The 24,032-nt window shown below is 71.6% G+C and carries 17 protein-coding genes; 4 read left to right on the forward strand and 13 right to left on the reverse strand.

Annotated features, from left to right (window positions below; genetic code table 11):
• The first annotated feature begins 41 nt into the window (after window positions 1-41).
• A complete protein-coding gene (locus SACE_RS19345) occupies window positions 42-623 on the forward strand; it encodes an SDR family oxidoreductase (RefSeq protein ID WP_143538169.1) in 582 nt (193 codons plus the stop codon).
• Window positions 624-627: 4 nt separating this feature from the next.
• On the opposite strand, the gene SACE_RS19350 is transcribed toward SACE_RS19345, so the two are convergent.
• The 3 genes from SACE_RS19350 to SACE_RS19360 all read right to left on the reverse strand — a co-directional run bounded on the left by SACE_RS19350 (window position 628) and on the right by SACE_RS19360 (window position 3,167).
• Complete coding sequence (locus tag SACE_RS19350) at window positions 628-1,296, reverse strand: PaaI family thioesterase (protein ID WP_009944741.1); 669 nt, start codon at window positions 1,294-1,296, stop codon at window positions 628-630.
• Window positions 1,293-2,057, reverse strand: coding sequence for a crotonase/enoyl-CoA hydratase family protein (locus tag SACE_RS19355; RefSeq protein ID WP_009944739.1), 765 nt, complete (start codon window positions 2,055-2,057; stop codon window positions 1,293-1,295). The genes SACE_RS19350 and SACE_RS19355 overlap by 4 nt, the downstream gene beginning before the upstream one ends.
• A 72-nt stretch (window positions 2,058-2,129) precedes the next feature.
• The gene (locus SACE_RS19360; RefSeq protein ID WP_011874208.1) at window positions 2,130-3,167 is read right to left on the reverse strand and encodes an MBL fold metallo-hydrolase; all 1,038 of its coding nucleotides are present in this window, start codon (window positions 3,165-3,167) and stop codon (window positions 2,130-2,132) included.
• 144 nt (window positions 3,168-3,311) lie between these two features.
• On the opposite strand from SACE_RS19360, the gene SACE_RS19365 reads away from it, so the two are divergent.
• Window positions 3,312-4,232: a LysR family transcriptional regulator gene (locus SACE_RS19365; protein WP_231849699.1), complete on the forward strand. Its 921-nt coding sequence runs from the start codon at window positions 3,312-3,314 to the stop codon at window positions 4,230-4,232.
• Here the strand turns inward: SACE_RS19365 and SACE_RS19370 are convergent.
• The 9 genes from SACE_RS19370 to SACE_RS19410 all read right to left on the reverse strand — a co-directional run bounded on the left by SACE_RS19370 (window position 4,147) and on the right by SACE_RS19410 (window position 21,815).
• Window positions 4,147-5,019 (reverse strand): LysR family transcriptional regulator, encoded by an 873-nt coding sequence (locus SACE_RS19370; RefSeq protein ID WP_011874209.1) that lies wholly within the window; start codon window positions 5,017-5,019, stop codon window positions 4,147-4,149. The two genes, SACE_RS19365 and SACE_RS19370, sit on opposite strands and share 86 nt — an antisense overlap.
• A gap of 147 nt (window positions 5,020-5,166) precedes the next feature.
• Window positions 5,167-6,312 (reverse strand): acyl-CoA dehydrogenase family protein, encoded by a 1,146-nt coding sequence (locus tag SACE_RS19375; protein WP_009944735.1) that lies wholly within the window; start codon window positions 6,310-6,312, stop codon window positions 5,167-5,169.
• Between the two features lie 28 nt (window positions 6,313-6,340).
• Entirely contained in the window at window positions 6,341-7,468 is a 1,128-nt protein-coding gene (locus SACE_RS19380) for a thiolase family protein (RefSeq protein WP_009944734.1), read from the reverse strand.
• A gap of 258 nt (window positions 7,469-7,726) precedes the next feature.
• The gene (locus SACE_RS40195; RefSeq protein ID WP_372491183.1) at window positions 7,727-8,173 is read right to left on the reverse strand and encodes an amidohydrolase family protein; all 447 of its coding nucleotides are present in this window, start codon (window positions 8,171-8,173) and stop codon (window positions 7,727-7,729) included.
• Window positions 8,174-11,167: 2,994 nt separating this feature from the next.
• Window positions 11,168-12,127: a sporulation protein gene (locus SACE_RS19390; RefSeq protein ID WP_009944732.1), complete on the reverse strand. Its 960-nt coding sequence runs from the start codon at window positions 12,125-12,127 to the stop codon at window positions 11,168-11,170.
• A gap of 271 nt (window positions 12,128-12,398) precedes the next feature.
• Window positions 12,399-13,850, reverse strand: coding sequence for a glutamate synthase subunit beta (locus SACE_RS19395; protein WP_009944731.1), 1,452 nt, complete (start codon window positions 13,848-13,850; stop codon window positions 12,399-12,401).
• Window positions 13,843-18,414, reverse strand: coding sequence for a glutamate synthase large subunit (gltB, locus tag SACE_RS19400; protein WP_037305841.1), 4,572 nt, complete (start codon window positions 18,412-18,414; stop codon window positions 13,843-13,845). Before gltB ends, SACE_RS19395 begins: the two co-directional genes overlap by 8 nt.
• A gap of 435 nt (window positions 18,415-18,849) precedes the next feature.
• Complete coding sequence (locus SACE_RS19405) at window positions 18,850-20,097, reverse strand: glycosyltransferase family 87 protein (RefSeq protein ID WP_009944728.1); 1,248 nt, start codon at window positions 20,095-20,097, stop codon at window positions 18,850-18,852.
• 443 nt (window positions 20,098-20,540) lie between these two features.
• Window positions 20,541-21,815, reverse strand: a complete 1,275-nt coding sequence (locus SACE_RS19410; protein WP_197537780.1) for an RNA-guided endonuclease InsQ/TnpB family protein — start codon at window positions 21,813-21,815, stop codon at window positions 20,541-20,543.
• A 110-nt stretch (window positions 21,816-21,925) separates the two neighbouring features.
• Between SACE_RS19410 and SACE_RS19415 the strand changes: the two genes are divergently transcribed.
• A complete protein-coding gene (locus SACE_RS19415; protein WP_009946713.1) occupies window positions 21,926-22,588 on the forward strand; it encodes a 4'-phosphopantetheinyl transferase family protein in 663 nt (220 codons plus the stop codon).
• 54 nt (window positions 22,589-22,642) lie between these two features.
• Here the strand turns inward: SACE_RS19415 and wrbA are convergent, their stop codons facing one another.
• Window positions 22,643-23,260 carry an NAD(P)H:quinone oxidoreductase gene (gene wrbA / locus SACE_RS19420; protein ID WP_009946712.1) on the reverse strand — a complete coding sequence of 206 codons (618 nt, stop codon included), beginning with the start codon at window positions 23,258-23,260 and terminating at the stop codon, window positions 22,643-22,645.
• 204 nt (window positions 23,261-23,464) lie between these two features.
• Here wrbA and SACE_RS19425 point away from each other — a divergent pair, with 204 nt between their 5' ends.
• Complete coding sequence (locus SACE_RS19425; protein ID WP_009946711.1) at window positions 23,465-23,965, forward strand: MarR family winged helix-turn-helix transcriptional regulator; 501 nt, start codon at window positions 23,465-23,467, stop codon at window positions 23,963-23,965.
• Window positions 23,966-24,032 lie beyond the last annotated feature (67 nt).

The raw sequence follows: 24,032 nt of genomic DNA on the forward strand, positions 1-24,032 counted from the left end.
TTTCCGGCGCACGGCACCTCATCCGAGGCAGGTGGCAACGCATGACCGGCTACTTAGTCACGGGCGCAACGGGATTTCCGGGCCGGAGGCTGGTGCGACGGCTCGTCCGGCGGCCGGACCGCGAGGTCGTGCACGTGCTCGTCCGCGAGCAGTCGCGGCACAGGGTCGCCGAACTCTTCGACGTCACCACGCAGGGTCTGCAGAGCCACGCCCCGCGCTTCTCGGCCTACCTGGCGTCCAAGGCGGCGCTGGAGGAGTTCGGCCGCGCGGCGGGGCTCGACGCCCTCTGCGACGGCATCACCTTCAGCTCGGTGCGCCTCCCGCTGGTACGGACCGACATGGCCGCCCAATGGCTGGCCCGCGATGAGCCCGCGGGCGGCCGCCCAGCGGGTGATCCGCGCGGTCGAGAAGCGGCCGGAGACGGTAAACGTGACGCTGCCGACCTGCACGGCGGTTCAAATCGCCAGTGCGCTCGCGCCGAAGACGGCGCGCGCCGTCGCCCACCTCGTGGGTTCCAGGCCATGCGCGATTCGGCCCCCGAGGCGCGCGACCAGCCGCACCCGGGAGTGCTGCCCGCCGTGGCCGGCGCGCTGACCCGGCTGCTCTGGCGCAAGCTGACCTAACCGGTCAGTCCGCCTTGTAGCGGCGCGCGAAGGCGGGGTTGTCGCCGAAGAGCTGCTTGACCCGCTCCGGGCTGGGCGTGACGAACACGCCCCTGGCCTCGACCAGGACGACATCGGGTTCGTCGGCGGTGGCGATCGTGGCCCGCGACCCGCCGCGGCCGTCGTCGGGGTCCACCCAGCCGGTGAGGCGCAGCGGCGTCCGCAACGGCACCGGACGCCGGTACCGCAACGACAGCTTCACCGTCATCCCCGGCTTTCCGCTGGCCGCGTAGACGTGTCCGAGCAACTGGTCCAGCAGCATCGCGCTGACCCCGCCATGGGTGTAGCGCGGCGGCCCCTCGTAGGCGAGCCCGAGGGTGCAGGTACCGACGACCGTGCCGTCCTCGGCGACCTCCACCGACATCGGCGGTGAGAGCGGATTTCCCGTGCCCACCACCGGGTTGTACATCCGCCGGCCCGCACCGTCCACACTGGGCATCTCGTCCCTTGTGCGGGCCGCGGCCTCCAGCGGCGCGATGAGCTCGCGCGCCCGCTCGGCAACCTGCCGCAGCGTCTCGGCGTCGACCTCGGTGGACACGGCGGCCTCGTTCAGCTCCCGCAGCACCGCGCCCAGCTCCCGCACCGCACGACGCCGTTCCCGCATCGCCAGGTCGTCGGCGGCCTCGACGCTCACTCGCCCTTCCAAACCGAACGGCGCTTCTCGGCGAAGGCCCGAGCGCCCTCCTGCGCGTCGGCGGAGGCGAAGACCGGCTCGGTGATCTCCAGCTGCGCGGCGAACGCCTCCTGGTCGGTCCAGCCGGCCGCGCCGGAGACGATCCGCTTGGTGGCGCGCACGGCCAGCGGGCCGTTGGCGGCGATCCGCGCCGCCAGCTCCCGCGCGCCCGCGAGGGCCTGTCCCGGTTCGGTGAGCACGTTGACCAGCCCGTGCGCGTGCGCGACCTCGGCCGTCAGCGGGTCGCCGGTCAGCGCGACCTCCATGGCGAGCTGGTAGGGCAGCGCCCGGGGCAGCCGCAGCAGGCCGCCGGCCGCGGCGACCAGCCCTCGCTTGACCTCCGGCAACCCGAACCTGGCGTCCCTGGCCGCGACGATCAGGTCCGCGCTCAGCGCCAGCTCGCAGCCACCGGCCAGCGCCCAGCCCTCGACCGCGGCGATGAGCGGCTTGGACGGCGGGCTCTGGGTGAGGCCGCCGAATCCGCGCCCGGGGATGGACGGGCGCTCGCCGCGGGCGAAGGCCTTCAGGTCCATTCCGGCGCTGAAGGTGCCCTCGGCACCGGTGAGGATGGCCAGCACCACGTCGGAGCGTTCCTCGATCTCGTCGACCGCCGCGGCCAGTCCCTCGGCGACCGAGAGGTCGACGGCGTTGCGGGCGTGCGGCCGGTTGATCGTGATCACGGCGATTCCGTCGCCGTACTCGGTCAGGACGCTCTCACCCACGCTGTCTCCTCTGCGGTTCGGGCCGACGGGGCCCAGTCTGACGTGCTCGCCGAAAACAGTCCAGCTCGACTGTCATTGCACGGGGAACCATCTCGGCACCTCCTCGGCGCCGCGGCGCAGCCGCCCGCGCGACTCCAGCAGCACCAGGTGGGCCAGCGACTCGCGGACGGCCAGGCGCAGCAGGAACTCCGGCATCGTGTCGAACGGCCGCGACCACGTCAGCCTGGTGGTGATCTCCCAGCAGGTGCTGCCGGGAGCCTCCAGCACCGCCTTCTCGATCTCGGCGAGCCGCTCGTCGTGGTGTGCCATCAGGGCGTCGGTCCGCTCGCGCAGTCCGCGGAAGCGGTACTCGTGCGCGGGCAGCACCTCGTCGGCGTCGATCTCGCCCACCGAACGCAAGGACCGCAGGTAGGTGCCCAGTGGGTCGGCGAGCTGGCGCGGCTGGACCGAGATGTTCGGGCTGATCCTGGGCAGCACGTGGTCACCGGAGAGCAGCACGCCGGACCCGCGCTCGTGGAAGCAGAGGTGCCCCGGTGTGTGGCCGGGTGTCCACACCGCTCGAAGGTCCCAGCCCGGCAGGTCGACCACGTCGTGGTCCTCGATCAGGCGGTCCGGACCAGCGTGGCGGAAGCTCTGGATCCCGGGTGAGCCGACGGAGTAGCCGTGCACGACCGGGTCGGGCGCTCCGGTCGCCGCGAGCTGGGCGCGGCCATGCGCGACGACCGACTCCAGGCTCGCATCGTCGTGGCCGACCAGCGCGGCGTCGGCGGGATGCATGCCGATCCAGGCCCCGGATTTCTCCCGCACCCGGCCCGCCAGCCCGAAGTGGTCCGGGTGGATGTGGGTGACCAGCACCGCGCGCACGTCGGCGACCTCGAACCCGGCGGTGCCGAGCCCGGCCACCAGCGCCTGCCACGCGTCCTCGCAGTCCCAACCGGCGTCCACAATGGCCACTCCGCCGGGCAGCTCCAGCGCGTAGACGAGCACGTAGCGCAGCGGGCTGCCGGGGATGGGCACCGGGATGGACCACAGCCCGTCGCGGACGCGCTCGACGGGCGGCATCACCCCCGCGACCCACGCCTCCCGTTGCCGGACGCCGGTCACTTCCACGATTCGCCAGTCCCTTCTGCCACCCTCGACCTCCCAATCCACCAGCTCCGGCGGCCGTTGGCAAAGATCGGCTGCCGCACGCACCGATAGCCGCCGCCTATGCGCGGATCGTCCGGCCGGAACCCGGCGGCTATCCTGCTCGGCGTGGACCTGCGGCTGGTGGAGTACTTCGTGGCCGTGATCGACCACGGCAGCGTGACCAGGGCCGCGCGCGAGCTGTACATCGCCCAGCCGTCGCTTTCGCAGGCCATTCGCAGCCTGGAGCGCCGACTCGGCGTGGAGCTGTTCCACCGCACCGGGCGCAAGCTGGTGCTCACCCCCGACGGCGAGTCCTTCGTGGAACCGGCACGGCGAATCCTGCGCGACGTCGAGCGCGCGCGGGCCGCCGTCGACGAGGTCCGCACCACCGTGGCGGGCACCCTGGACATCGCGGCGCTGGCCACGCTCGCGGTGGACCCGCTGCCGGAACTGGCCGGCGAGTTCGGCCGCCGCCACCCCGGTGTGCTGCTCAACGTCATCGACCCCGGCGGGTCGGCGGCGGTGGTCGCCGAGGTGCGCCGGGGACGTGCCGAGCTGGGCCTGACCGACCTGTCCGTCCGGACCGAGACGCTGCGCTCGCTGCCGTTGCGCACCCAGGAGATCGTGCTGGTACTGCCGCCCGCGATGGCCGCGCGGCTGCCCGACCCGGTCCCGCTGTCGGCCATGGCCGACATCCCCCTGGTCATGGAGTTCGGCGACACCACCACCCGCGCCCTGGTGGACGACGCCGTCCGCTTCGTGGCGGTGGAATGCGCGCACCGCCAAGCCATCTGGGAGCTGGTCTCCCACGGCGCCGGCGCGACCTTCCTGCCTCGCGACCTGGCCGAACGCGAACTGGACGGCGTGGTGCTGCGTTCCACGGAGCCCAGGCTGGAACGCAGCGTCGGCGTGCTGTTCCGGCCCGGGCCGCCGTCCCCGGCGGCCGAGGCGTTCCTCTCGCTCATCCGCGACCGGCCAGCTCCAGGAACGCCCGGCCCGCGGGCGAGAGCAGAGCGGGGTCGTACACCAGGCCGTAAGCGCGGTTGAGCGGCGGGTCCACCGCCCGCACCACCGCACCGCGCGCGGCGGCGCGTTCGGCGACCGAGCGCTGCAGCATGGTCGCCCCGACGCCGGCCAGCACGAACGGCACCAGCGCCTCGCGGTGCTGCACGACCGCCGAGGCCCGCGTGCGGCGTCCCGCCGCGCTGAGCGCCCGCTCGATGTGGGTGCGCTGCGAGGCACCCCTGGGCACCGCGACCAGCGGGACGTCCGGAAGTTCGGCCAGCGGCAACGGGTCCTGCTCCGGCGCGTCGACTCCGGGCGGGAACACCAGCCAGTACTCGCGGCTGCCGAGCTCGCGAACCTCGAGCCCACCGCTGGACACCGGCAGGTGGCAGATCACCAGCTCGCAGTGCCCCTCCCGGATCAGCGCCGCGCACGCGTCCTCGTCGCTGAAGTCGCCGAGCCGCACCGACACGTTGGGGTAGCGCTGCCGGTAGGCGCCGACCAGGTGGGCGACCGGGTCGACGGCCAGCGCGGGCGCGGCGTAGACGTCGAGCCGTCCGCGCGGCAGGCCGTCGGCGTCGACCAGCGCGCCTTCCGCGGTGACCACGTCGCGCAGGATCTGCCTGGCCGGGCCGACGAAAGCCGCTCCAGCCGAGGTCAGCACCATGCCGCGGCCCGCGCGGTGGAACAGCTGCGCGCCGAGCTCCCGCTCCAGCGTGCGGATAGCCTGCGACACGGTGGGCTGGGCGAGCTGCAACGCGACGGCGGCGGCGTTGATCCCCCCGTGGTCCACGACCGCCAGGAAGTACTCGACCTGGTGCAGCTCCACGCCGGAACTGTAGTCGGCACCGCGTGCGCGCGCTGTGCCGTGGACCACTCCCGGCCTGCCGTCCCACTGTCTGGCTTCGATCTTTGGAGCACCGCAGCCGTTCCCCCCGCAACCGGAGCCGCTGCCCAGGGCGAAATCAAGAACACCTCACAGGCCGAGCGACTTGGCGACGATCGTTTTGAGCACCTCGGTGGTACCGCCGAAGATCCGCGTGACCCGCGCGTCGGCGTAGAGCCGGGCGATGCGGTACTCGCGGATGTAGCCGTATCCGCCGTGCAGTTGCAGGCACCGGTCGACGACCCGGGCCTGCAGCTCCGTGCAGAAGATCTTCACCTTGGCCGCGTCCGCGCCGCTCAGCGCGCCGTCGTCGTGTTCGCCGAGGGCGCGGTCCAGCAGCGCCCGTCCCGCCTCGATCTCGGTCGCGCATGCCGCGAGCTCGAACTTGGTGTTCTGGAAGGAACTCACCGGAGTCCCGAACGCCCTGCGTTCCCGGACGTACTCCAGAGTCGTCTCCAGCGCCGCCTCGGCCGCGGCCTGCGCCGCGACGGCGATCGACAACCGCTCCTGCGGCAGGTTCCCGGTAAGGTATCCGAACGCCGCGCCCTCGGCGCCGAGGAGGTTGGCGGCGGGCACCCGGACGTCGGTGAACGACAGCTCCGCGGTGTCCTGGGCCTTGAGCCCCAGCTTGTCGAGGTTGCGCCCGCGCTCGAAGCCGGGCATGCCGCGCTCGACCACCAGCAGCGACAGGCCGTCGCGGCGGTCGCCGCCGCGACCGGTGCGGGCCACGACCAGCACCAGGTCGGCGTTGATCCCTCCGGTGATGAACGTCTTGGCGCCGTTGAGGACGTAGTCGCCACCTTCGCGGCGCGCCGTGGTGCTCATCCCGGCCAGGTCCGACCCGGTTCCCGGCTCGGTCATCGCGATCGAGCTCATGAGCTCGCCGCCGGCCAGGCCGGGCAACCAGCGCGCCTTCTGCTCCTCGTCGCCGTAGGCCAGGAAGTACGGCAGCACGACGTTCATGTGCACCGAGAGCCCGCCGAGCGACACACCGGCACGGGCGGTCTCCTCGCTGACGATCGCGTTGTACTTGAAGCTCGTCGCGCCCCCTCCCCCGTACCGCTCGGGGACCTGCAGGCCGGGAATGCCGAGTTCGCCCAGTTTCACGAACACCTCGCGCGGGACGACGCCCGCCTGCTCCCAGTCCGGGAAGTGGTCCACGACCTCGCGGTTCAGGAAGTCCCGCACCAGCTTGCGGAAGGCGTCGTGCTCCGGGCCGTAGGCCGTGCTGCGCATGGTTCCCCCTCGAAGATTCCGCCACCGGTCACAGCAGTTCGACGATGGTCGCGTTGGCCATGCCACCGCCTTCGCACATGGTCTGCAGGCCGTAGCGGATGCCGTTGTCGCGCATGTGGTGCACGAGCCGCGTCAGCAGGATCGCGCCGGATCCGCCGAGCGGGTGGCCGACCGCGATCGCCCCGCCCAGCGGGTTCAGCCGCTCCGGGCGCGCGCCGGTCTCGGCCAGCCACGCCAGCGGCACCGGCGCGAACGCCTCGTTCACCTCGAACGCGCCGATGTCGTCGATGCCCAGCCCGGCCTTGCGCAGCGCCTTGGCGGTCGCCGGCCACGGCGCGGTCAGCATCATCACCGGGTCGTCCCCGGCGAGCACGGCGGTGTGCACCCGCGCCACGGGCCGCAACCCGCGAGCGTGCTCGCTGGTCGTGATCAGCAACGCCCCGGCACCGTCGGAGATCTGCGAGGCATTGCCCGCGGTGATCACACCGTCCTCGCGGAAGGCCGTCGGGAGGACGGCGAGCTTGCTCATCGTCCCGCCGCGCCGCACGCCCTCGTCGGCGTCGAGGAGGCCGGGCAGCGGGGCGAGCTGACCGTCCAGGGCACCGGAGTCGATCGCCGCGGCGGCCTTCTCGTGCGAGGCGAGGGAGTACTCGTCGAGCTGTTGCCGCGACAGGCCCCACTTCGCGGCGATCATCTCCGCGCCGACCCCCTGGTTGAAGCCGTCGACGCCGAAGCGCTCCAGGACGCTCGGCGGCACCGGCCGGCCGTCCTGGCGCGCCGTGCCCATCGGCACCCGGCTCATCGACTCGACCCCGCCCGCCACCGCGAAGTCGTAGTGACCGGCGATCACCCCGGCGGCCGCCGCGTGCACCGCCTGCTGGCTCGACCCGCACTGCCGGTCGACGGTGGTGGCGGGCACCGACACCGGCCAGCCCGCCGCGAACACGGCGGTGCGTGCGATGTTGGCGGCCTGCTCCCCCGCCTGGCTCACGCAGCCCCAGACCACGTCGTCGACCTCGGCCGGGTCGAGGCCGGTCCGTTCGGCCAGGGCTCGCAACACGTGGGCGGAGAGCTCGGCCGGATGGACTCCGGCCAGCGCGCCGCGGCGCTTGCCCACCGGAGTGCGAACCGCGTCGACGATGACGGCGTCCCGCATGCGCCTCTCCCGTTCTGCCGAGACCGGACCGCGACGGCCCTGCCCCGAATGAAGCACTCCCGGTCCCGCCGCGGCAAAGACCGGGTGCGCAACGCTGGAATAGGCGAGATCAATGCGCCGTCCGCGTGACGGCGCGCCTCAGCGGGCGAGCAGCCCGGACCCGGACGGCTCACCCGCTGGGCTGATGCGAGAGAAAAGAACCCGGAGCCAGAGGGCGCCTGAGGTTCCACCACGCAAAGAGAGTTCGAAGACGGGAACTCAGCAGCAGCACCGCCCTGGGACGTATCCCTCGCGGTGCCACCAGAACCGCTGCTGTCCGAGGTGCTGCGGGACCTCGGCGGCGAAGGTGTGCACCGGAGCCGTGGAGGAGCCCGCCGCGGCGGGCGCGGTGGACGCGGGCCCGTTCGACAGCAGGCTCTCGACGGTGTGCAGCGCACCTCCGAGCATGACCTGGCGGACGTTGGCGGCGTTGGCGATGTCGGCGAGCGGATCCCCCTGCACGAAGGCCAGGTCCGCCAGCTTGCCGGCCTCGACCGTGCCCAGGTGCTCGCTCGCGCCCAGCACCCGCGCCCCCCTCCACCGTCGCGCTGCGCAACGCCTCGTAGGTGGTGATCCCGTCACGCACCAGGTACTGGGCGTTGAGGTGGTAGTACACGCCGTGCGGCACCAGCGGGCTGTCCGTGCCCAGCGCGACGTGACCGCCACCGTCGAGGATCCGCCGCACCGTCCGCACCTGCCGCGTCGTGAAGGCCAGGGCCGCCTCCGGACGGTCGGCCACCGCCTCCTGCACCTCCTCGCGGAACTGCTCGTACATCTGCGGTGGCAGCAGTGCCCGCAGGCGCGGGTCGTCCAGCGCCCAGCCCGCGTGGTGGTACAGCGCGGGGCGGATGCTCACCGAGCCGAGGCCGGAGAGCCCGAGCGTCGGCGTGAAGGTCATGCCCGAGCGCACCAGCGGCTCCACCACGTCGTCGTAGGCGTGACCGAGGTGGGTCTCCTTCTGCCGGCGCAGGTAGCGGCTGGTGCCGCCGTGGTGCTCCACGGCGTCGGCGCCCAGGTTCACCGGCCCGAACAGGTAGTGCGAGGTCACCGGCACGCCGAGCCGGTGGGCTCCCTCGATCGCGGCCTGCTGCAACGAGTACGGCAACCGGACGTAGGTCTTGACCAGGTCGTGCTCCAGCTCGCTGACCCGCTCGAGCTCCCTGGCCAGCTCCTCGGGTGTGGTGACCGGACGGTTGCTGTCGTAGTAGACGCGCGAGCCGTCGATGATCTCCCCCGCGGTGAACAGCCTCGGCCCGACCCGCTTGCCCGACGCCTGCGCCTCCTTGGCCTCCACCGCGAGGTAGTGGCCGGAACCTGGCGAACGGACCGAGGTCACGCCGAAGGCGAGCCACAGCTTGGGGATGCTGTTGTTCTCCCACGGCATGTGCTCGTGCGTGGCGATCATCCCCGGCATGACGGTCAGGTCGCGGGCGTCCACGCCGTCGGGACCGAGTGCCCCACGGCTCGGCACCACCTCGGCGATCCGGTTGCCGCGCACCACGATGTCGACGTCGCGCCGCAGGTTCGGTCCGGTCCCGTCCCAGAGCGCGCCCGCACGGATCACCTTGCGGTCCGACGGGGCAGCGGGTCGCCAGGTGAGCCGCATCCGCACCGGCTTCGCGGTGCTCTCGCCGACGCTCACCCGCCGCAGCTTCCCGTTGGACAGGTAGAGCAGGGTGCGCGAGTCTTCGCTCCAGCTCGGCGAAGCCGCCGTTTCATCCCCGAGCCGGCGGGCCTCACCTGACGGCCGCCCACGATCGTCAACACCGGACACCCAGAGGACACCGCCGACGACGAAGGCCATGCTGGTGCCGTCGGGCGAGTAGACCGGGCCGGAGTCGATGCGGTTGGACAGCGACCGGCCCGGCACGGCGTGGGTGTAGTGCATCTCGCCGGTGGCCAGCTCGACGGTCAGGACCAGGTTCTCGCCCTCCCGGAAGCGCGCGGTGGTGGGGACGAACCCGGCCAGGCACACCCGGGTGCCGTCGGCGGAGAAGCTCGGCCTGCCGGGCGCGTTCAGGGGGCCGACGACCTTGCGGACCGCACCACTGGCGACGTCCACGGTGTGCACCGAACGGCCGGACAGGAACGCGACCGCGGACCCGTCCGGGCTGAACACCGCTCCGGTCTCGTCGCCTTCCAGGTCCGTCAGCCGCCTGTCCTGGCCGGTTTCCAGGTCGTGCAGCCAGAGGTCGAGCGTGCCCGCCCGGTCGCCGGCGTAGACCAGCGTCCGGCCGTCCGGCGACCACGCCGGACCGGTGTTGTAGCCGCCGTCGGACACCACGGCCTCGGGCTCCTCGCCGTCGCGCACCACCCAGATGTCGCCGAGCGCCTGGAAGGCGACCCGCGTGCCGTCCGGCGACAGCACGGGGCCGACGATGCCCTTGACCGCGCGGTCGGCGGTGGAGTCGAAGTCCCTGCGCGTCGGCGGTGGAGAGACCTCGCGCACGGAGACCTCGGCGGTGAACGGGATGTCGCTGCGGGCGCCGCCGAGAGCGCGGCGCCGGATGCGGCCGTCGGCGGTGTAGAGGAGCTCATCGGCCGACAACCACCTGGCGGAGAACGGGAACACGTCCTCGCCCTCGTCGGAGACGACCTTCCCGTCGAGGACCAGCGCGGTTCCGGACGGCGTCCGGTGCACGTAGCCGAGCCTGCCGTCGGGCGAGAAGGTCGGGCCGGCGATGTCGCCCTCGGACACGGTGACGAGGGTGCGGCGGTTTCCGTGCGCGTCCACGAGGTCGATCGCCTGCGGGGTGTCGTCGTCCGACGACGTGAAGGCGATGGCCGAGCCGTCCGGCGTCCACACCGGCTGCGCCTCCTGCGCCGAGCCGCTGGTCCAGGCGGCGATCTCGCCGGTCGCCAGCGTGAGCACGTGGATCCCGTAGCGGCCGTCCGTCTCGGCGGCGAAGGCGACGCGGGTTCCGTCCGGGGAGAACCGCGGTTCGCGCTGGTCGGTCGGTCCACTCGTCAGCCGGGTGAGACCCCTGCCGTCCCGGTCGGCCAGGCAGAGGTGGAAGTTTCCGTCCTGATAGGACTGGAAGACGATCCTGCTGCCGTCCGGGGAGAAATCGGGTTCGGCGGCCTCCTGCAACACGTCGGTCAGGCGGACCGCGGCACCGCCGCCGATGGGGATCGACCAGAGAACGTTCAGCAGGTCGACGACCACCGAGCCGGCGCCGGGCGCGACCGCGGCGGAGGCGTTGGTCGCCTGGGTGACCACGACCTCGCGGCTGCCCGGCGCGCCTGGCCGGGCCAGCGCCACCGGCGCCCCGCCGGCACCGTCCAGGAACCACATCGCACCCACGCCCGCCGCGGCCTGGCCGCCCCTGCGGAACAGAGCTCGCCGTGAAAGATCCACACGCACCTCCTGTGAGCGACTCCCCCAGCCCAGCGCGCCATGATCGGCCCCGACAGTGTCGGCGGGATGCTTTAGCGATCACAGAGACTGTGTCATTGATCACAAGCGGTTGCGCGCCCCGTCACTCGGGCCGGGAGCCACTACCAGAGGGTTTCGCACGTACGCGTGACCAGCGCGAACGACGCCGGACGCGACAGTGCGCGTCCGGCGTCGCATGGCGGGCCGGTGTGCCCTACGGGCGGTGGTGGTTTCGCTCCGCTCGCCGGAACACCCGCGAGCACGCCGTCGTCGAGAACGACCCGCTAGCCCTCGTCGCCCTCGAAGAAGTCCCCGACCTCGTCGACGACCTCGCCGAGCACCATGCCGCCGACGATGCCCGCGGCGGCACCGGCCGCCGCTCCGGCGATCACGCCGCCCATACCCGCACCGTGGTGGCCGTGGTGGTGGTCGTGACTGCCGTGCTGATGGTGACCGTGCGGCATGGCGTGCCTGCGCTCGGCGACCTGCGCGAGCCACTCGTCGATGCGGGCGGCCCAGTCGATGTGCTCGGCTTCCTCGTAACCGGCGTGGAAGCGCCCGAACGCGTCGTGCGAGGGCGTGAAGAAACCGCCGCGCTTGTCGGCCTCCAGCACCACGTCCAACCCGTGCGGCCCGGCGACGAAGGTCAGCTCGACCTCGTTGACCCGTCCCGCGTACTGGCCGGGCGGGTGGAACTCGATCTCCTGGTAGAACGGCAGCTCCTGGTGCACGCCGTGCAGGCGGCCGTGCTCGAGGTCGGCGTGCTTGAAGTGGAAGCCCAGCCGGGAGAACGCCTCCAGCACGCGCTCCTGCGCGGGCAGCGGATGCACCGAGACCGGGTCCAGGTCGCCCTTGTCGACCGCCTTGGCCACCGACAGCTCGGTGCGCACGCCGAGGGTCATGCCGTGCAGGTGCCGGCCGTAGAACTCGGTCACCGGCGCCTCCAGCGGCACCGGGAACTCGAACGGGATCACCCGGTCCTCGCCCTCGGCCAGCTCGAATCGGCCCGCCACCACGACGCGGTGGAACTCGACGAACGCGTCGCCGTCGTGGCCGCCGTGTTCGGTCTCGATCCGGGTGACCAGGCCGAGCGCGACGTGCTCGATGGTGACCGCCTGGGAACCGCCGGTGATGCGCACCTCCCCGGTGAGGACCTCACCAGGGCGGGTGCCGGGGTGGTGGAGCACCGTGTCCACCGAGGGGCCTCCGATGCCGAGCGCCCCGAGCAACTTCTTGAAGACCATCTGCCGGTCCGTTCCTTTCCTGCCGTTCCCGCCACCACGGTGGCTTCCGAGGTCGATCAGCGGTGGCGGTGCCACGCGGGAGCGCGGCTCCGCTGATCACCGCCCACCGGTCCAACGCGGGTCGGCGGCGGCTGGTTCCGAACCGCGCGACCGCGGTGCGTGATCATCACGACACAACCGGAACGGGTGAACCCCGGCAGGTGCGGCGGAAAAGACCGCGGGCGGGGCCTCCCGGAGGAGACCCCGCCCGCGGGTGTTCAGTCGAACGGACTCAGACCAGCGGCCGGTCCGTCGGCGCGATCGGCGCGGGCAGCACCTCGCGCTCGGTCAGGTAGCGGTCCACCCCGGCCGCCGCCGAGCGGCCCTCCGAGATGGCCCACACGATCAGCGACTGGCCCCGGCCCATGTCACCCGCGGTGAACACACCGTCCACAGTGGTCATGAACGAGTCGTCGCGGGCGACGTTGCCGCGCTCGTCGAGCTCCACGCCGAGCTCCTCGAGCAGACCGGCACGCTCCGGGCCGACGAAGCCCATCGCCAGCAGCGCCAGGTCGCACGGCACCTCCTGCTCGGTGCCCTCCACGGGGACGAACCTGCCGTCCTCGCGGCGGACCTCCACCAGCCGAAGCGCCCGGACGCGGCCCTGCTCGTCACCCAGGAACTCCTGGGTGTTGACCGAGAACAGCCGCTCGCCGCCCTCCTCGTGCGCCGAGGACACCCGGTAGATCATCGGGTAGGTCGGCCACGGCTGGTGCTCCGGCCTGGTCGAGGGCGGGGTGGGCATGATCTCCAGCTGCGTCACCGACGCCGCGCCCTGCCGGTGCGCCGTGCCCACGCAGTCGGCGCCGGTGTCACCGCCGCCGATGACCACCACGTGCTTGCCCTCGGCGTTGATGGGCGAGCGCCCGAGGTCGCCCTCCTGCACCTTGTTGGCCAGCGGCAGGAACTCCATCGCCTGGTGCACGCCGTCGAGCTCCCGGCCGGTGATGGGCAGGTCCCTGGCCTGCGTGGAGCCGCCGGCGAGCACCACCGCGTCGAACTCCGCGCGCAGCTGCTCGACGGTGACGTCCACGCCGACGTTGACCCCGGCGCGGAACTCGGTGCCTTCCGCGCGCATCTGCCCGAGCCTGCGGTCCAGCCGGTGCTTCTCCATCTTGAACTCGGGGATGCCGTAGCGCAGCAGACCCCCGATGCGGTCGGCCCGCTCGAAGACCACCACGTCGTGGCCGACCCGCGTGAGCTGCTGCGCGGCGGCGAGGCCGGCCGGGCCGGAGCCGACCACGGCGACCTTCCTGCCGGTCCGGGTGGCCGGGGGCTGGGGCTGGACCCAGCCCTCGTCCCACGCCCGGTCGACGATCTCGATCTCGACCTGCTTGATGGTCACCGGGTCGGAGTTGATGCCGACCACGCACGCCGCCTCGCACGGGGCGGGGCACAACGTCCCGGTGAACTCCGGGAAGTTGTTGGTGGCGTGCAGGCGCTCGGCGGCGTCGCGCCAGTCGTCGCGCCACACCAGGTCGTTCCACTCCGGGATCAGGTTGCCCAGCGGACAGCCCTGGTGGCAGAACGGGATGCCGCAGTCCATGCACCGGCCGGCCTGCTTGCGGACCGTGCCGGAGTCGAAGTCCTGGTAGACCTCGCGCCAGTCGAGCAGGCGCAGGTCCACCGGACGGCGCTGCGGCGTCTCCCGCTGGGTCGTCAGAAAGCCCTTGGGGTCAGCCATGAGCGGCCTCCATGATCGCCTCGTTCACGTCGCGGCCGTCCCGCTCGGCGGCCGACCGCGCCGCGAGCACCCGCTTGAAGTCCTTCGGCATGACCTTGCCGAAGCGCTCGACGGCGCTGTCCCAGTCCGCCAGCAGCTCCCTGGCGACCTGCGACTCGGTCTGCTCGAAGTGCCTGCGCAGCCGGTCGGTGAGGAACTCGCGGTCGGCCTCGTCGAGCGGGTCGACGTCGACCATCTCGTGGTTGACCCGCTGCGGGTCGAGGTCCAGCACGTAGGCGATGCCGCCGGACATGCCCGCGGCGAAGTTGCGCCCCGTGCCGCCGAGGATCACCACGCGGCCACCGGTCATGTACTCGCAGCCGTGGTCGCCGACGCCCTCGACGACGGCCGTGGCCCCGGAGTTGCGGACGCAGAAGCGCTCGCCCACCACACCGCGCACGAACAGCTCACCGCCGGTCGCGCCGTAGAGCAGCACGTTGCCCGCGATGACGTTGTGCTCGGCGGCGAAGGACGCCGAAGCCTCCGGGCGCACCACGATCCGGCCACCGGAGAGGCCCTTGCCGACGTAGTCGTTGGCGTCGCCCAGCAGCCGCAGCGTGATGCCGCGCGGCAGGAAGGCGCCGAAGGACTGGCCGGCGGAACCGGTGAAGGTGACGTCGATGGTGTCGTCCGGCAGGCCCTCGCCGCCCCACCGCCGGGTCAGCTCGGAACCGAGCATGGTGCCGACGGTGCGGTTGACGTTGCGCACCGGCATGTCCAGCCGGACCGGCGTGCCTTCCTTCAGCGCGCCTTCGCAGAGCTGGATCAGGGTGTTGTCCAGCGCCTTCTCCAGCCCGTGGTCCTGCTCGACGACCTGGTGGCGGGCCGCGCCGGGCTCCAGCTCGGGCACGTGGGTGATCGGCGCGAGGTCCAGGTTCTCGGACTTCCAGTGCCGCACCGCGGCCTCGGTGTCGATCAGCTCGGCGTGCCCGACGGCCTCGGCCACCGAGCGGAAACCGAGCTGGGCCAGGTACTCCCGGACCTCCTGGGCGACGAACTCGAAGAAGTTGACGACGTACTCGGCCTTGCCGTCGAACTTCGCCCGCAGCTGCGGGTTCTGGGTGGCCACGCCGACCGGGCAGGTGTCGAGGTGGCAGACCCGCATCATGATGCAGCCCGACACCACCAGCGGCGCGGTGGCGAAACCGAACTCCTCGGCACCCAGCAGCGCCGCGACCACCACGTCGCGACCGGTCTTGAGCTGCCCGTCGGTCTGCACCACGATCCGGTCGCGCAGCTTGTTGGCCAGCAGCGTCTGCTGCGTCTCGGCCAGGCCGAGCTCCCACGGGCCACCGGCGTGCTTGATCGACGACAGCGGCGAGGCACCCGTGCCGCCGTCGTGACCGGAGATGAGCACGACGTCGGCGTGGGCCTTGCTCACGCCCGCCGCGACCGTGCCGACACCGACCTCGGAGACCAGCTTCACGTGGATGCGGGCCTTCGGGTTGGCGTTCTTCAGGTCGTGGATGAGCTGGGCGAGGTCCTCGATCGAGTAGATGTCGTGGTGCGGCGGCGGCGAGATCAGCCCGACGCCCGGCGTCGAGTGCCTCGTCTTGGCCACCCACGGGTACACCTTGTGGCCCGGGAGCTGGCCGCCCTCGCCGGGCTTGGCGCCCTGGGCCATCTTGATCTGGATGTCGTCGGCGTTGACCAGGTACTCGCTGGTCACACCGAAGCGGCCGGAGGCGACCTGCTTGATCGCCGAGCGCCGCGAGTCGCCGTTGGCGTCCGGGGTGAACCGGTCGGCGTCCTCACCGCCCTCACCGGTGTTGGACTTGCCGCCCAGCCGGTTCATGGCGATGGCCAGCACCTCGTGCATCTCCTGGGAGATGGAGCCGTAGGAGATGGCACCCGTGGCGAACCGCTTGACGATCTCCGAGACCGGCTCGACCTCCTCGATCGGCACCGGCTTGCGCACGCCCTCGCGGAACTTGAACAGCCCGCGCAGCGTCATCAGGTCCTTCGACTGATCGTCGACGGCCTTGGTGTATTCCTTGAAGATCTCGTAGCGCCCGCTGCGCGTGGAGTGCTGGAGCTTGAACACCGTCTTCGGGTTGAACAGGTGCGGGTCGCCCTCGCGCCGCCACTGGTACTCACCGCCGACGTGCAGCGTGCGGTGCGGTGCCTGCACGCCGTCGGACGGGTAGGCCCTGCGGTGCCGCTCGGCGATCTCCCCGGCCAGCACGTCGAAGCCCACGCCGCCGAGGCGGGAGGTGGTGCCGGTGAAGCACTTGTCCACGACCTCCTCGCCGAGCCCGATCGCCTCGAAGATCTGGGCACCGGTGTAGGAGGCCACAGTGGAGACGCCCATCTTGGACATGGTCTTGCGCACGCCCTTGCCCAGCGCCTTGATCAGGTTCGCCGTCGCCTGCCTGGCGTCGGCGTCCTTGATCACGCCACCGCGAACCAGGTCCTCGACGCTGGCCATCGCGACGTACGGGTTAACGGCGGCGGCCCCGTAACCGATGAGCAGAGCGACATGGTGGACCTCGCGGACGTCGCCGGCCTCGACGACCAGCCCGACCTGGGTGCGCTTCTTCTCGCGCACCAGGTGGTGGTGCACCGCACCCGTGGCCAGCAGCGACGGGATCGGCGCGTGCTCGGCGTCGGCGGCGCGGTCGGACAGCACCAGCACGTGCGCGCCGGCGTCGACGGCTTCCGAGACCTCCTCGCAGATCTCGTCCAGCCGCTCACGCAGCGCCTGCCCGCCGCCTGCGACGTCGTAGGTCAACCGGATCGTCGCGGGGTGCAGCCCCGGGCGGTCGCCGTCGTCGTCGATGTGCACGATCTTGGCGAGCTGGTCGTTGTCCAGCACCGGGAACGGCAGCACCAGCTGGCGGCACGCGTCGGGGTCGTGGTCGAGCAGGTTGTGCTCGGGCCCGACGTGGGTGCTCAGCGAGGTGACCAGTTCCTCGCGGATCGCGTCCAGCGGCGGGTTGGTGACCTGGGCGAACAACTGCGTGAAGTAGTCGAACAACTGCCGCGGGCGCTTGGAGAACGCCGCGAACGGCACGTCGTTGCCCATCGAGCCGATCGGCTCGGCACCGCTGGTGGCCATCGGCTTGAGCAGCACACCCAGCTCCTCCTGGGTGTAGCCGAATACCTGCTGGCTGTGCACCAGGGATGCGTGCGAGGGCAGCTCGCGCTCGCGGTCGGGCAGGTCCTCCAGGTGCACGACGCCCTCGTCGAGCCATTCCCGGTAGGGGTGCTCGGCCGCAAGCTGCCCCTTGATCTCCTCGTCGTCGATGATGCGCCCGGCATCGGTGTCGACCAGGAACATGCGGCCCGGCTGCAGCCGGCCCTTGCGCACGATGCGCTCGGACTCGACGTCGAGCACGCCGACCTCGCTGGCCAGCACGACCAGGCCGTCCTCGGTCACCCAGTAACGGCCCGGACGCAGACCGTTGCGGTCCAGCACCGCCCCGATCTGGGTGCCGTCGGTGAAGGCGACCAGGGCGGGGCCGTCCCACGGCTCCATCAGGTAGTTGTGGAACTCGTAGAAGGCGCGCCGGGCCGGGTCCATCTCGGCGTGGTTCTCCCACGCCTCCGGGATCATCATCAGCACCGCGTGCGGCAGGCTGCGCCCGCCCAGGTGCAGCAGCTCCAGCACCTCGTCGAAGGTCGCCGAGTCGCTGGCGTCCGGCGTCGCGATCGGGTAGAGCCGCTGCAGGTCACCGGGGATCAGGTCGGTGGCGAGCATGCTCTCCCGGGTGCGCATCCAGTTCCGGTTGCCGCGCATGGTGTTGATCTCACCGTTGTGCGCGATGAACCGGTACGGGTGCGCCAGCGGCCACGACGGGAACGTGTTGGTCGAGAACCGGCTGTGCACCAGGCCGATGGCGCTGGCGAAGCGCTCGTCGCCCAGGTCGGGGTAGAACGCCGGGAGCTGCGCCTCGGTCAGCATCCCCTTGTAGACGATGGTGCGCGCCGACAGGCTCGGGAAGTACACGTCGGCCTCGTGCTCGGCGCGCTTGCGCACGCAGAAGGCCCGGCGCTCGAACTGCAGGGCCGTCTCGCCCGCCGCGTCGGGCCCGGCCGCCTCGCCGTGTCCGAGGAAGAGCTGCCGGAACGAGGGCATGACCTCGCGCGCCGCCCAGCCCGCGCACGACGGGTCGGTGGGCACCTCGCGCCAGCCGAGGATCCGCAGTCCCTCTTCGGACACGATCCGCTCGATCAGCGCCACGGCCTCGGCCGCGGCCTGCTCGTCGGCGGGCAGGAACGCGGTACCCACCGCGTAGGCGCCCTCCTCCGGCAGCTCGAAGGGCACCGTTGAGCGGAAGAAGGCGTCCGGGATCTGGGTCAGCAGGCCGACACCGTCGCCGGTGTCGGGATCGGCGCCCTTGGCGCCACGGTGCTCCAGGTTCCGCAGCGCCGTCAGTGCTTTGCCGACCAGGTCATGACTGCGTCGTCCGCGCAGGTCGGCCACGAACGCGACACCGCAGGCGTCGCGGTCGTTGGCGGGGTCGTAGAGCCCCCGCGCTTCGGCGCCACGCTGCGCCGCTCTCACATGGTGGGAATTAGGCATCGGTCCTCCCCGTCGCCAGGCCGCGGGCCGCGCGAGGGCGGAGTCACTCGACGCGTGCCCGCAAGAACCTTTCGGGCACTGACAAAAGGATGCGCCGTTGCACTCTCGGTCAGTTTGAGGCACTCTACATAGCGAGCGTCCGGAAAGCTACCGTTAAGTAACACGAGTTAATAACGCGTGAGCGGTCCCACCCAATGGGAGCAACGGCGGCGACCCCGCTGACCTCGCGAAATTCCGGCCGTCCGCAGTCCACACGCGACTCCGCAACCCCCGGGTCCGTGGCGTGGTTCACGATCACCTTGTGGGCGCGGCGAAACACACGCTACCGGGCGCCCGCGCGAAGCGCGAACCGCAGGGTGACGCGCCCCACAAACCCCTGGCGCCACTCGGATGCCGACACCCGCCAGTCCACAGTCGACCGGTCACGGCCCGGATTCAGCGTGCTCCAGCCATGATCGATGCGGCAGCGGGCTCGGAGACGCCGGCATCCTGGGCCCTCGAGCGCCTCGCACACCTGACCAGCGACACGAGCAGCACCAGTCCCAGCAACAGGTACGGGTTGCCGACCAGGTGCTGCACCGGCGTCCACGGCCCACCGCTGGGCATCCACCTGAAGGACGCGGTCAGCACCACCAACGCGGTGACCACCCCGGCGGCCAGCCACCCCGCGCTGCGTTCCCGGACGGCGCAGGCCAGCATCACCAGGATCGCCGGCACGCACCACACCCAGTGGTCGGACCAGGACGTCGGCGAGACCAGCAGCGCCACCAGCGCGTTCGCGACGACCGCCAGCGGCGGGTCGACCCTGGCCATGGCATACGCCGCCAGCAGGACGACGACCACGCACAGCACCACCCACACCGCGGTCCGCAACGAGGGCGGCAGCTCCGAACGCGCGAGCGCCCCGGCGATCGACTGGTTGGTGTGGAAGGCCGAACCGCTGACGCCGTTGGCGGGCCCGGCTCCGAACCAGTAGTCCAGCGAGGCCGGGAAGCTCAGCAGGAAGCCCAGCACGGTACATCCGGCGGCGGTCACCACGCCGGTCACCGCCGCGCGGAAGTCCTTGCGGACCAGGAAGAACAGCAGGAAAGCCGCTGGTGTCAGCTTGATCGCGGCGGCGATGCCGATGAGCAGCCCGCGCGGCCAGCGCGGAGCGCGCGCCAGGCAGTCCACGGCGGCCAGGCCCATCAGCGCGATGTTGATCTGCCCGAGGCCGAAGGAGGCGTACACCGGCTCCAGGAACAGCGTCCACGGCACCAGCGCCGAGGCCACCGCCAGCGCGGCGCGGCGGCCCAGGTGCGGCCACGCGTGCCGGGCGACCAGGTACAGCGCGGCACCGATCGCCGCCAGGTCGACCGCGTAGAGCGCGAACAGCCCCGCCACGTGCGGCAGCAGGGCCAGCGGCGCCAGCGGCAGCAGGGCGAACGGCGGGTACACCCAGGGCAGCAGCCGTCCGGCGCTGGTCATCGGCGCACCGTGCATGATGTCACCGCCGGAGAGCCAGGTGTGCACCGCCCACCGGTACACCTGGTAGTCGATCCCGGCGCGCTCGTCGACGCCAGCGCGGCGCAACAGCACCATCACCGCCAGCGACAGCAGCACCGCGGGCACCGACAGCGCGATGACGGCGTTGGAATGCCGGACGAGCTTCTCCTTCAGTCCGAACCGGTCGAGCACCGTCACCGCTGGACCGGATTCTGCTGGCACCGTGGCCATGGGGCCCTCTCGATCGTGCGGCCTCGTCCGCGATCGCCCGAGGTGACCGGTGACGATCTCCGACGCTGCACAACGCTCGGCCGCGGGGACTTGAACCCGTCGAAGAACCGCAAGACTCTAACCCACGGCCGCGCACGCGCGGGCGCGCCCCCGCGCGAAGCGGCGCGGAGCCGGGTGGACGGGCCGACGACGGCTCCTGCGCAGGCTGTGCCCCGGCGCTCACGCTCCGCGGTGCCGGTGTCCCAAGTGAACATGACATGGCCCTGATCAGCGCGTTCGCCGACCTACGCCCACCCAGGCGCCACCGGACCGATCATGCACGAACGTCGCCGCCTGCCGGCCCGAAGCGGCTAAGCTGAAGGTCATCATCGGCGACGAGGAGCGGAACACGACTTGACTTCCCCCCTGCCCTATAGGGCGGGGATTGCTATCGGGCTGGCGCCCGATGGTTCCTGCTTCACCGCCGACTGCCGAAGGGAGGACCCTTGCGGACTCACGTCAGCTCCACAGGCATCGCCGGGGGTCTCCCCGGCTACCGCTCGACCAGCGGCAAGGATGTTCTTCGCCGCGTTGATGTCCCGGTCGTGCCGGGTGCGGCATCCCGGGCACGTCCATGCCCGGGTGGAAAGGCTCAACTTCTCCAGCAGGTGCCCGCAGGCCGAGCACGTCTTGCTGGACGGGTACCAGCGGTCGATGACGACCAGCGTCTTGCCCGCGCGGGTGGTCTTGTACTCCAGTTGCCGCCGGAACTCGCCCAACGCCGCGTCCATCACGGCACGGTTCAATCCGGATTTGGCGCGCACGTTACGGCCAGGCTTGGCCACGGTGCCCTTCGCGGAGCGGGCCATTCCGGCGATGTTGAGGTCTTCGATCGCGATGACGTCGTGCTCGCGCACCAGGTTCGTGGTGGTGCGGTGCAGGAAGTCGGTGCGGGCACACCGGATTTTGCGGTGCGCCCGTGCGACCTTGGTCTTGGCTTTGCGGCGGTTGTTCGAGCCCTTCTGCTTGCGGGCCATTTGCCGCTGGTAGCGGGCGAGGTTGCGGGCCTTGCGGTCCAGATGCTTCGGGTTGGCGATCTTCTCGCCGGTCGACAGGACAGCAAAGTCCTTCACACCCAGGTCCACCCCGACCGCGCTGCCGGTCTCGGGCTGCGGTTCGGGGTCGTCGGTGTCCACGGCCAAGGTCACATACCAGCGGCCATCCGGCTCGCGGGACACGATCACCATCGTCGGATTCAGCGTTTCGAGGGTTTCGTCGTCCCAGGACCACACGAACTCAAGCGGCGCGGTGTGCTTCGCCAGAGTCAGCTTGCCGCCGCGCAAGCGGAAAGCGCTGCGCGTGTAGTGCGCCGACTGGCGGCCGTTGCGGGGCTTGAAACGCGGGTAGCGCGCACGCCCGGCGAAGAAGTTCGCATACGCGGTGTGCTGGTGCCGCAACGTTTGCTGCAACGGCACCGACGAAACCTCGGACAGGAACGCCAGCTCGTCGGTTTTCTTCCACGCGGTCAGCGCGGCGTCGGTCTCCTTGTAGGAGGTCTTCTTGCCGTGCGCGTGGTAGGCGCGGTGCCGCTCGGCGAGGGTCTTGTTCCACACCAGGCGTACGCACCCGAACGTGCGGCCCAACTGGGCCGCCTGTTCGGGGGCCGGGTAGGCCCGAACCCTGTACGCCGTCCTCACAAAGATCATTTTACACGATTGCCGATCACCAGTAAGCACGGTGCGTGGTCACCGAGGAGCACTCGGGATCGGCTCCTCCCCGGCGTGAACGGCCGGGGCTTCCGCCGATAGGAGAAAAGGTGATCGAGCGAGTGCTGCCCGAAGGCGCGACGTGGGTCGAGGCGTTCGACGACCCGGCGGAGGCGACGCTGTTCCCCGAGGAGGAGGCCGCCATCGCCCGCGCCGTGGACAAGCGGCGCCGCGAGTTCACCACCGTCCGGCACTGCGCCCGGCGGGCGATGGCCGAACTGGGCGTGCCGCCCGCGCCACTGCTGCCCGGAGAGCGCGGAGCGCCCCAGTGGCCGGCGGGCGTCGTCGGCAGCATGACGCATTGCGCGGGCTACCGCGCCGCGGTCGTCGGCCCGGCCGGCACCGTCGTGACCATCGGGATCGACGCCGAGCCGCACGAGCCGCTGCCCGGAGGAGTGCTGGACGCCGTCTCGCTTCCCGAGGAGCGGGCCCGCCTGCGCGAGCTGTCCACACAGGACGGAAAAGTGCACTGGGACCGCGTGCTGTTCAGCTGCAAGGAGTCGGTCTACAAGGCGTGGTTCCCGCTGACCGGGGCGTGGCTGGACTTCGAGCAGGCCGACCTGACCTTCGACGCCGCGGGCGGCACGTTCCACGCCCGGCTGCTCAAGCCCGGCGGCCAGGCCGAGGGGCGCCCGCTCACCGAGTTCACCGGGCGGTGGCTGGCCGCCGACGGGTTCGTGGTCAGCGCCATCGTGCGGCTGCGGGAGCGGTGACTCATACGCCGAACGGGCGGCCGCGTGGCGGCCGCCCGTTCCGGGTTCCCGACCTCAGGCGGCCCCGGCGCCCTTGAGCGCCGACGCGATGGACACGACCCGCTTGGCCTGCACCGCGGCGGCGTTGCGAGCGGTCTCGTCGACCTTGAACTGGCCCTGCCCGTCGACGTGGCTGGTGCCGTAGGGGTTGCCGTCGACGAACTTCGAGCCGTCGGTGAAGCCCGGCGCGACCAGGATGCCGCCGAAGTGGTGGATCGTGTTGTAGAGCGCCAGCAGCGTGGACTCCTGGCCGCCGTGCAGGGTCGCGCTGGAGGTGAAGCCGCTGTAGACCTTGTCGGCGAGCTGCCCCTGCGCCCACTGGCCGCCCAGCGTGTCGAGGAACTGCTTGAGCTGCGAGGACACGTTGCCGAACCGGGTCGGCGACCCGAAGATCACCGCGTCGGCCCACACCACGTCGTCGGCCGTGGCCTCCGGCACGCCCGCCGTGGCGTCGGCGTTGGCCCGCCACGCCGGGTTGGCGTCGATCGCCTCGTCCGGCGCGAGCTCCCGGACCTTGCGCAGGCGGACCTGCGCGCCCGCGGCCTCGGCCTGCGCGGCGAGCTCGTTGGCGATCTCGGAGATGGTCCCCGTCGCCGAGTAGTAGATGACGCTGAGCTTGATCGGCTCACCCATAACCGCTGACTCCTTCGCACGGGACGGGTCTTCCCGCCCGACGTCGCCGGAGGCGGTACCGCGGCTCCTGCGCCGCTCCACCAACCGACCTCTTCGCTTGCAGTGCAGACACTACTGGCGCAATATCTTCCACGCAAGCCATTTGCCCGCGAGTCACTTGCGGTAGAATCCGGTGACAGCGCTGGAGCAGGGAGGAGCAGGCTGGTGAGCAGCGAGAACACCGCCCGGCAGGGGTCGACGGTCGACCCCTGCACCGACGACGACGAGATCGTCACCTGGTGGGGCCTGGTGATCGAGGGCTACCACGTGACCCAGGCGAAGCTCGACGCCGAACTGGCCGAGCGCTTCAAACTGGCCCCCGCCTCTTTCGACATCCTGCTGCGGCTGGTCCGCTCCCCCGACTGCCGCATGCCGATGACCCGCCTGGCCCGCGAGGCCGCGTTGAGCAGCGGCGGGTTCACCAAGGTGGCCGACCGGCTGGCCGCGGCCGGTCTCATCCGCCGCGAACCGTGCCCGTCGGACCGCCGCGTCACCTACGCCACCCTCACCGACCACGGCCGGGACGTCGCCGACCAGGCCAGGCGGGCGGCCGCGGAGGTGCTGCGCCGGCGAGTGCTCGCACCGCTGGGCGTGGAGCGGTCCGCGGATCTGGCCGACGTGATGCGGGCGCTGCGCGCGGCCAACGGCCCGGAGTGCTCGGGCTGACCGCTACGCGGCGCGTTCGCCCGTATCTTGACAACGGGACACGGGCGAACGCGCCGAACCGCTATCG

The sequence above is a fragment of the Saccharopolyspora erythraea NRRL 2338 genome, assembly GCF_000062885.1.
Lineage (GTDB): Bacteria > Actinomycetota > Actinomycetes > Mycobacteriales > Pseudonocardiaceae > Saccharopolyspora_D > Saccharopolyspora_D erythraea.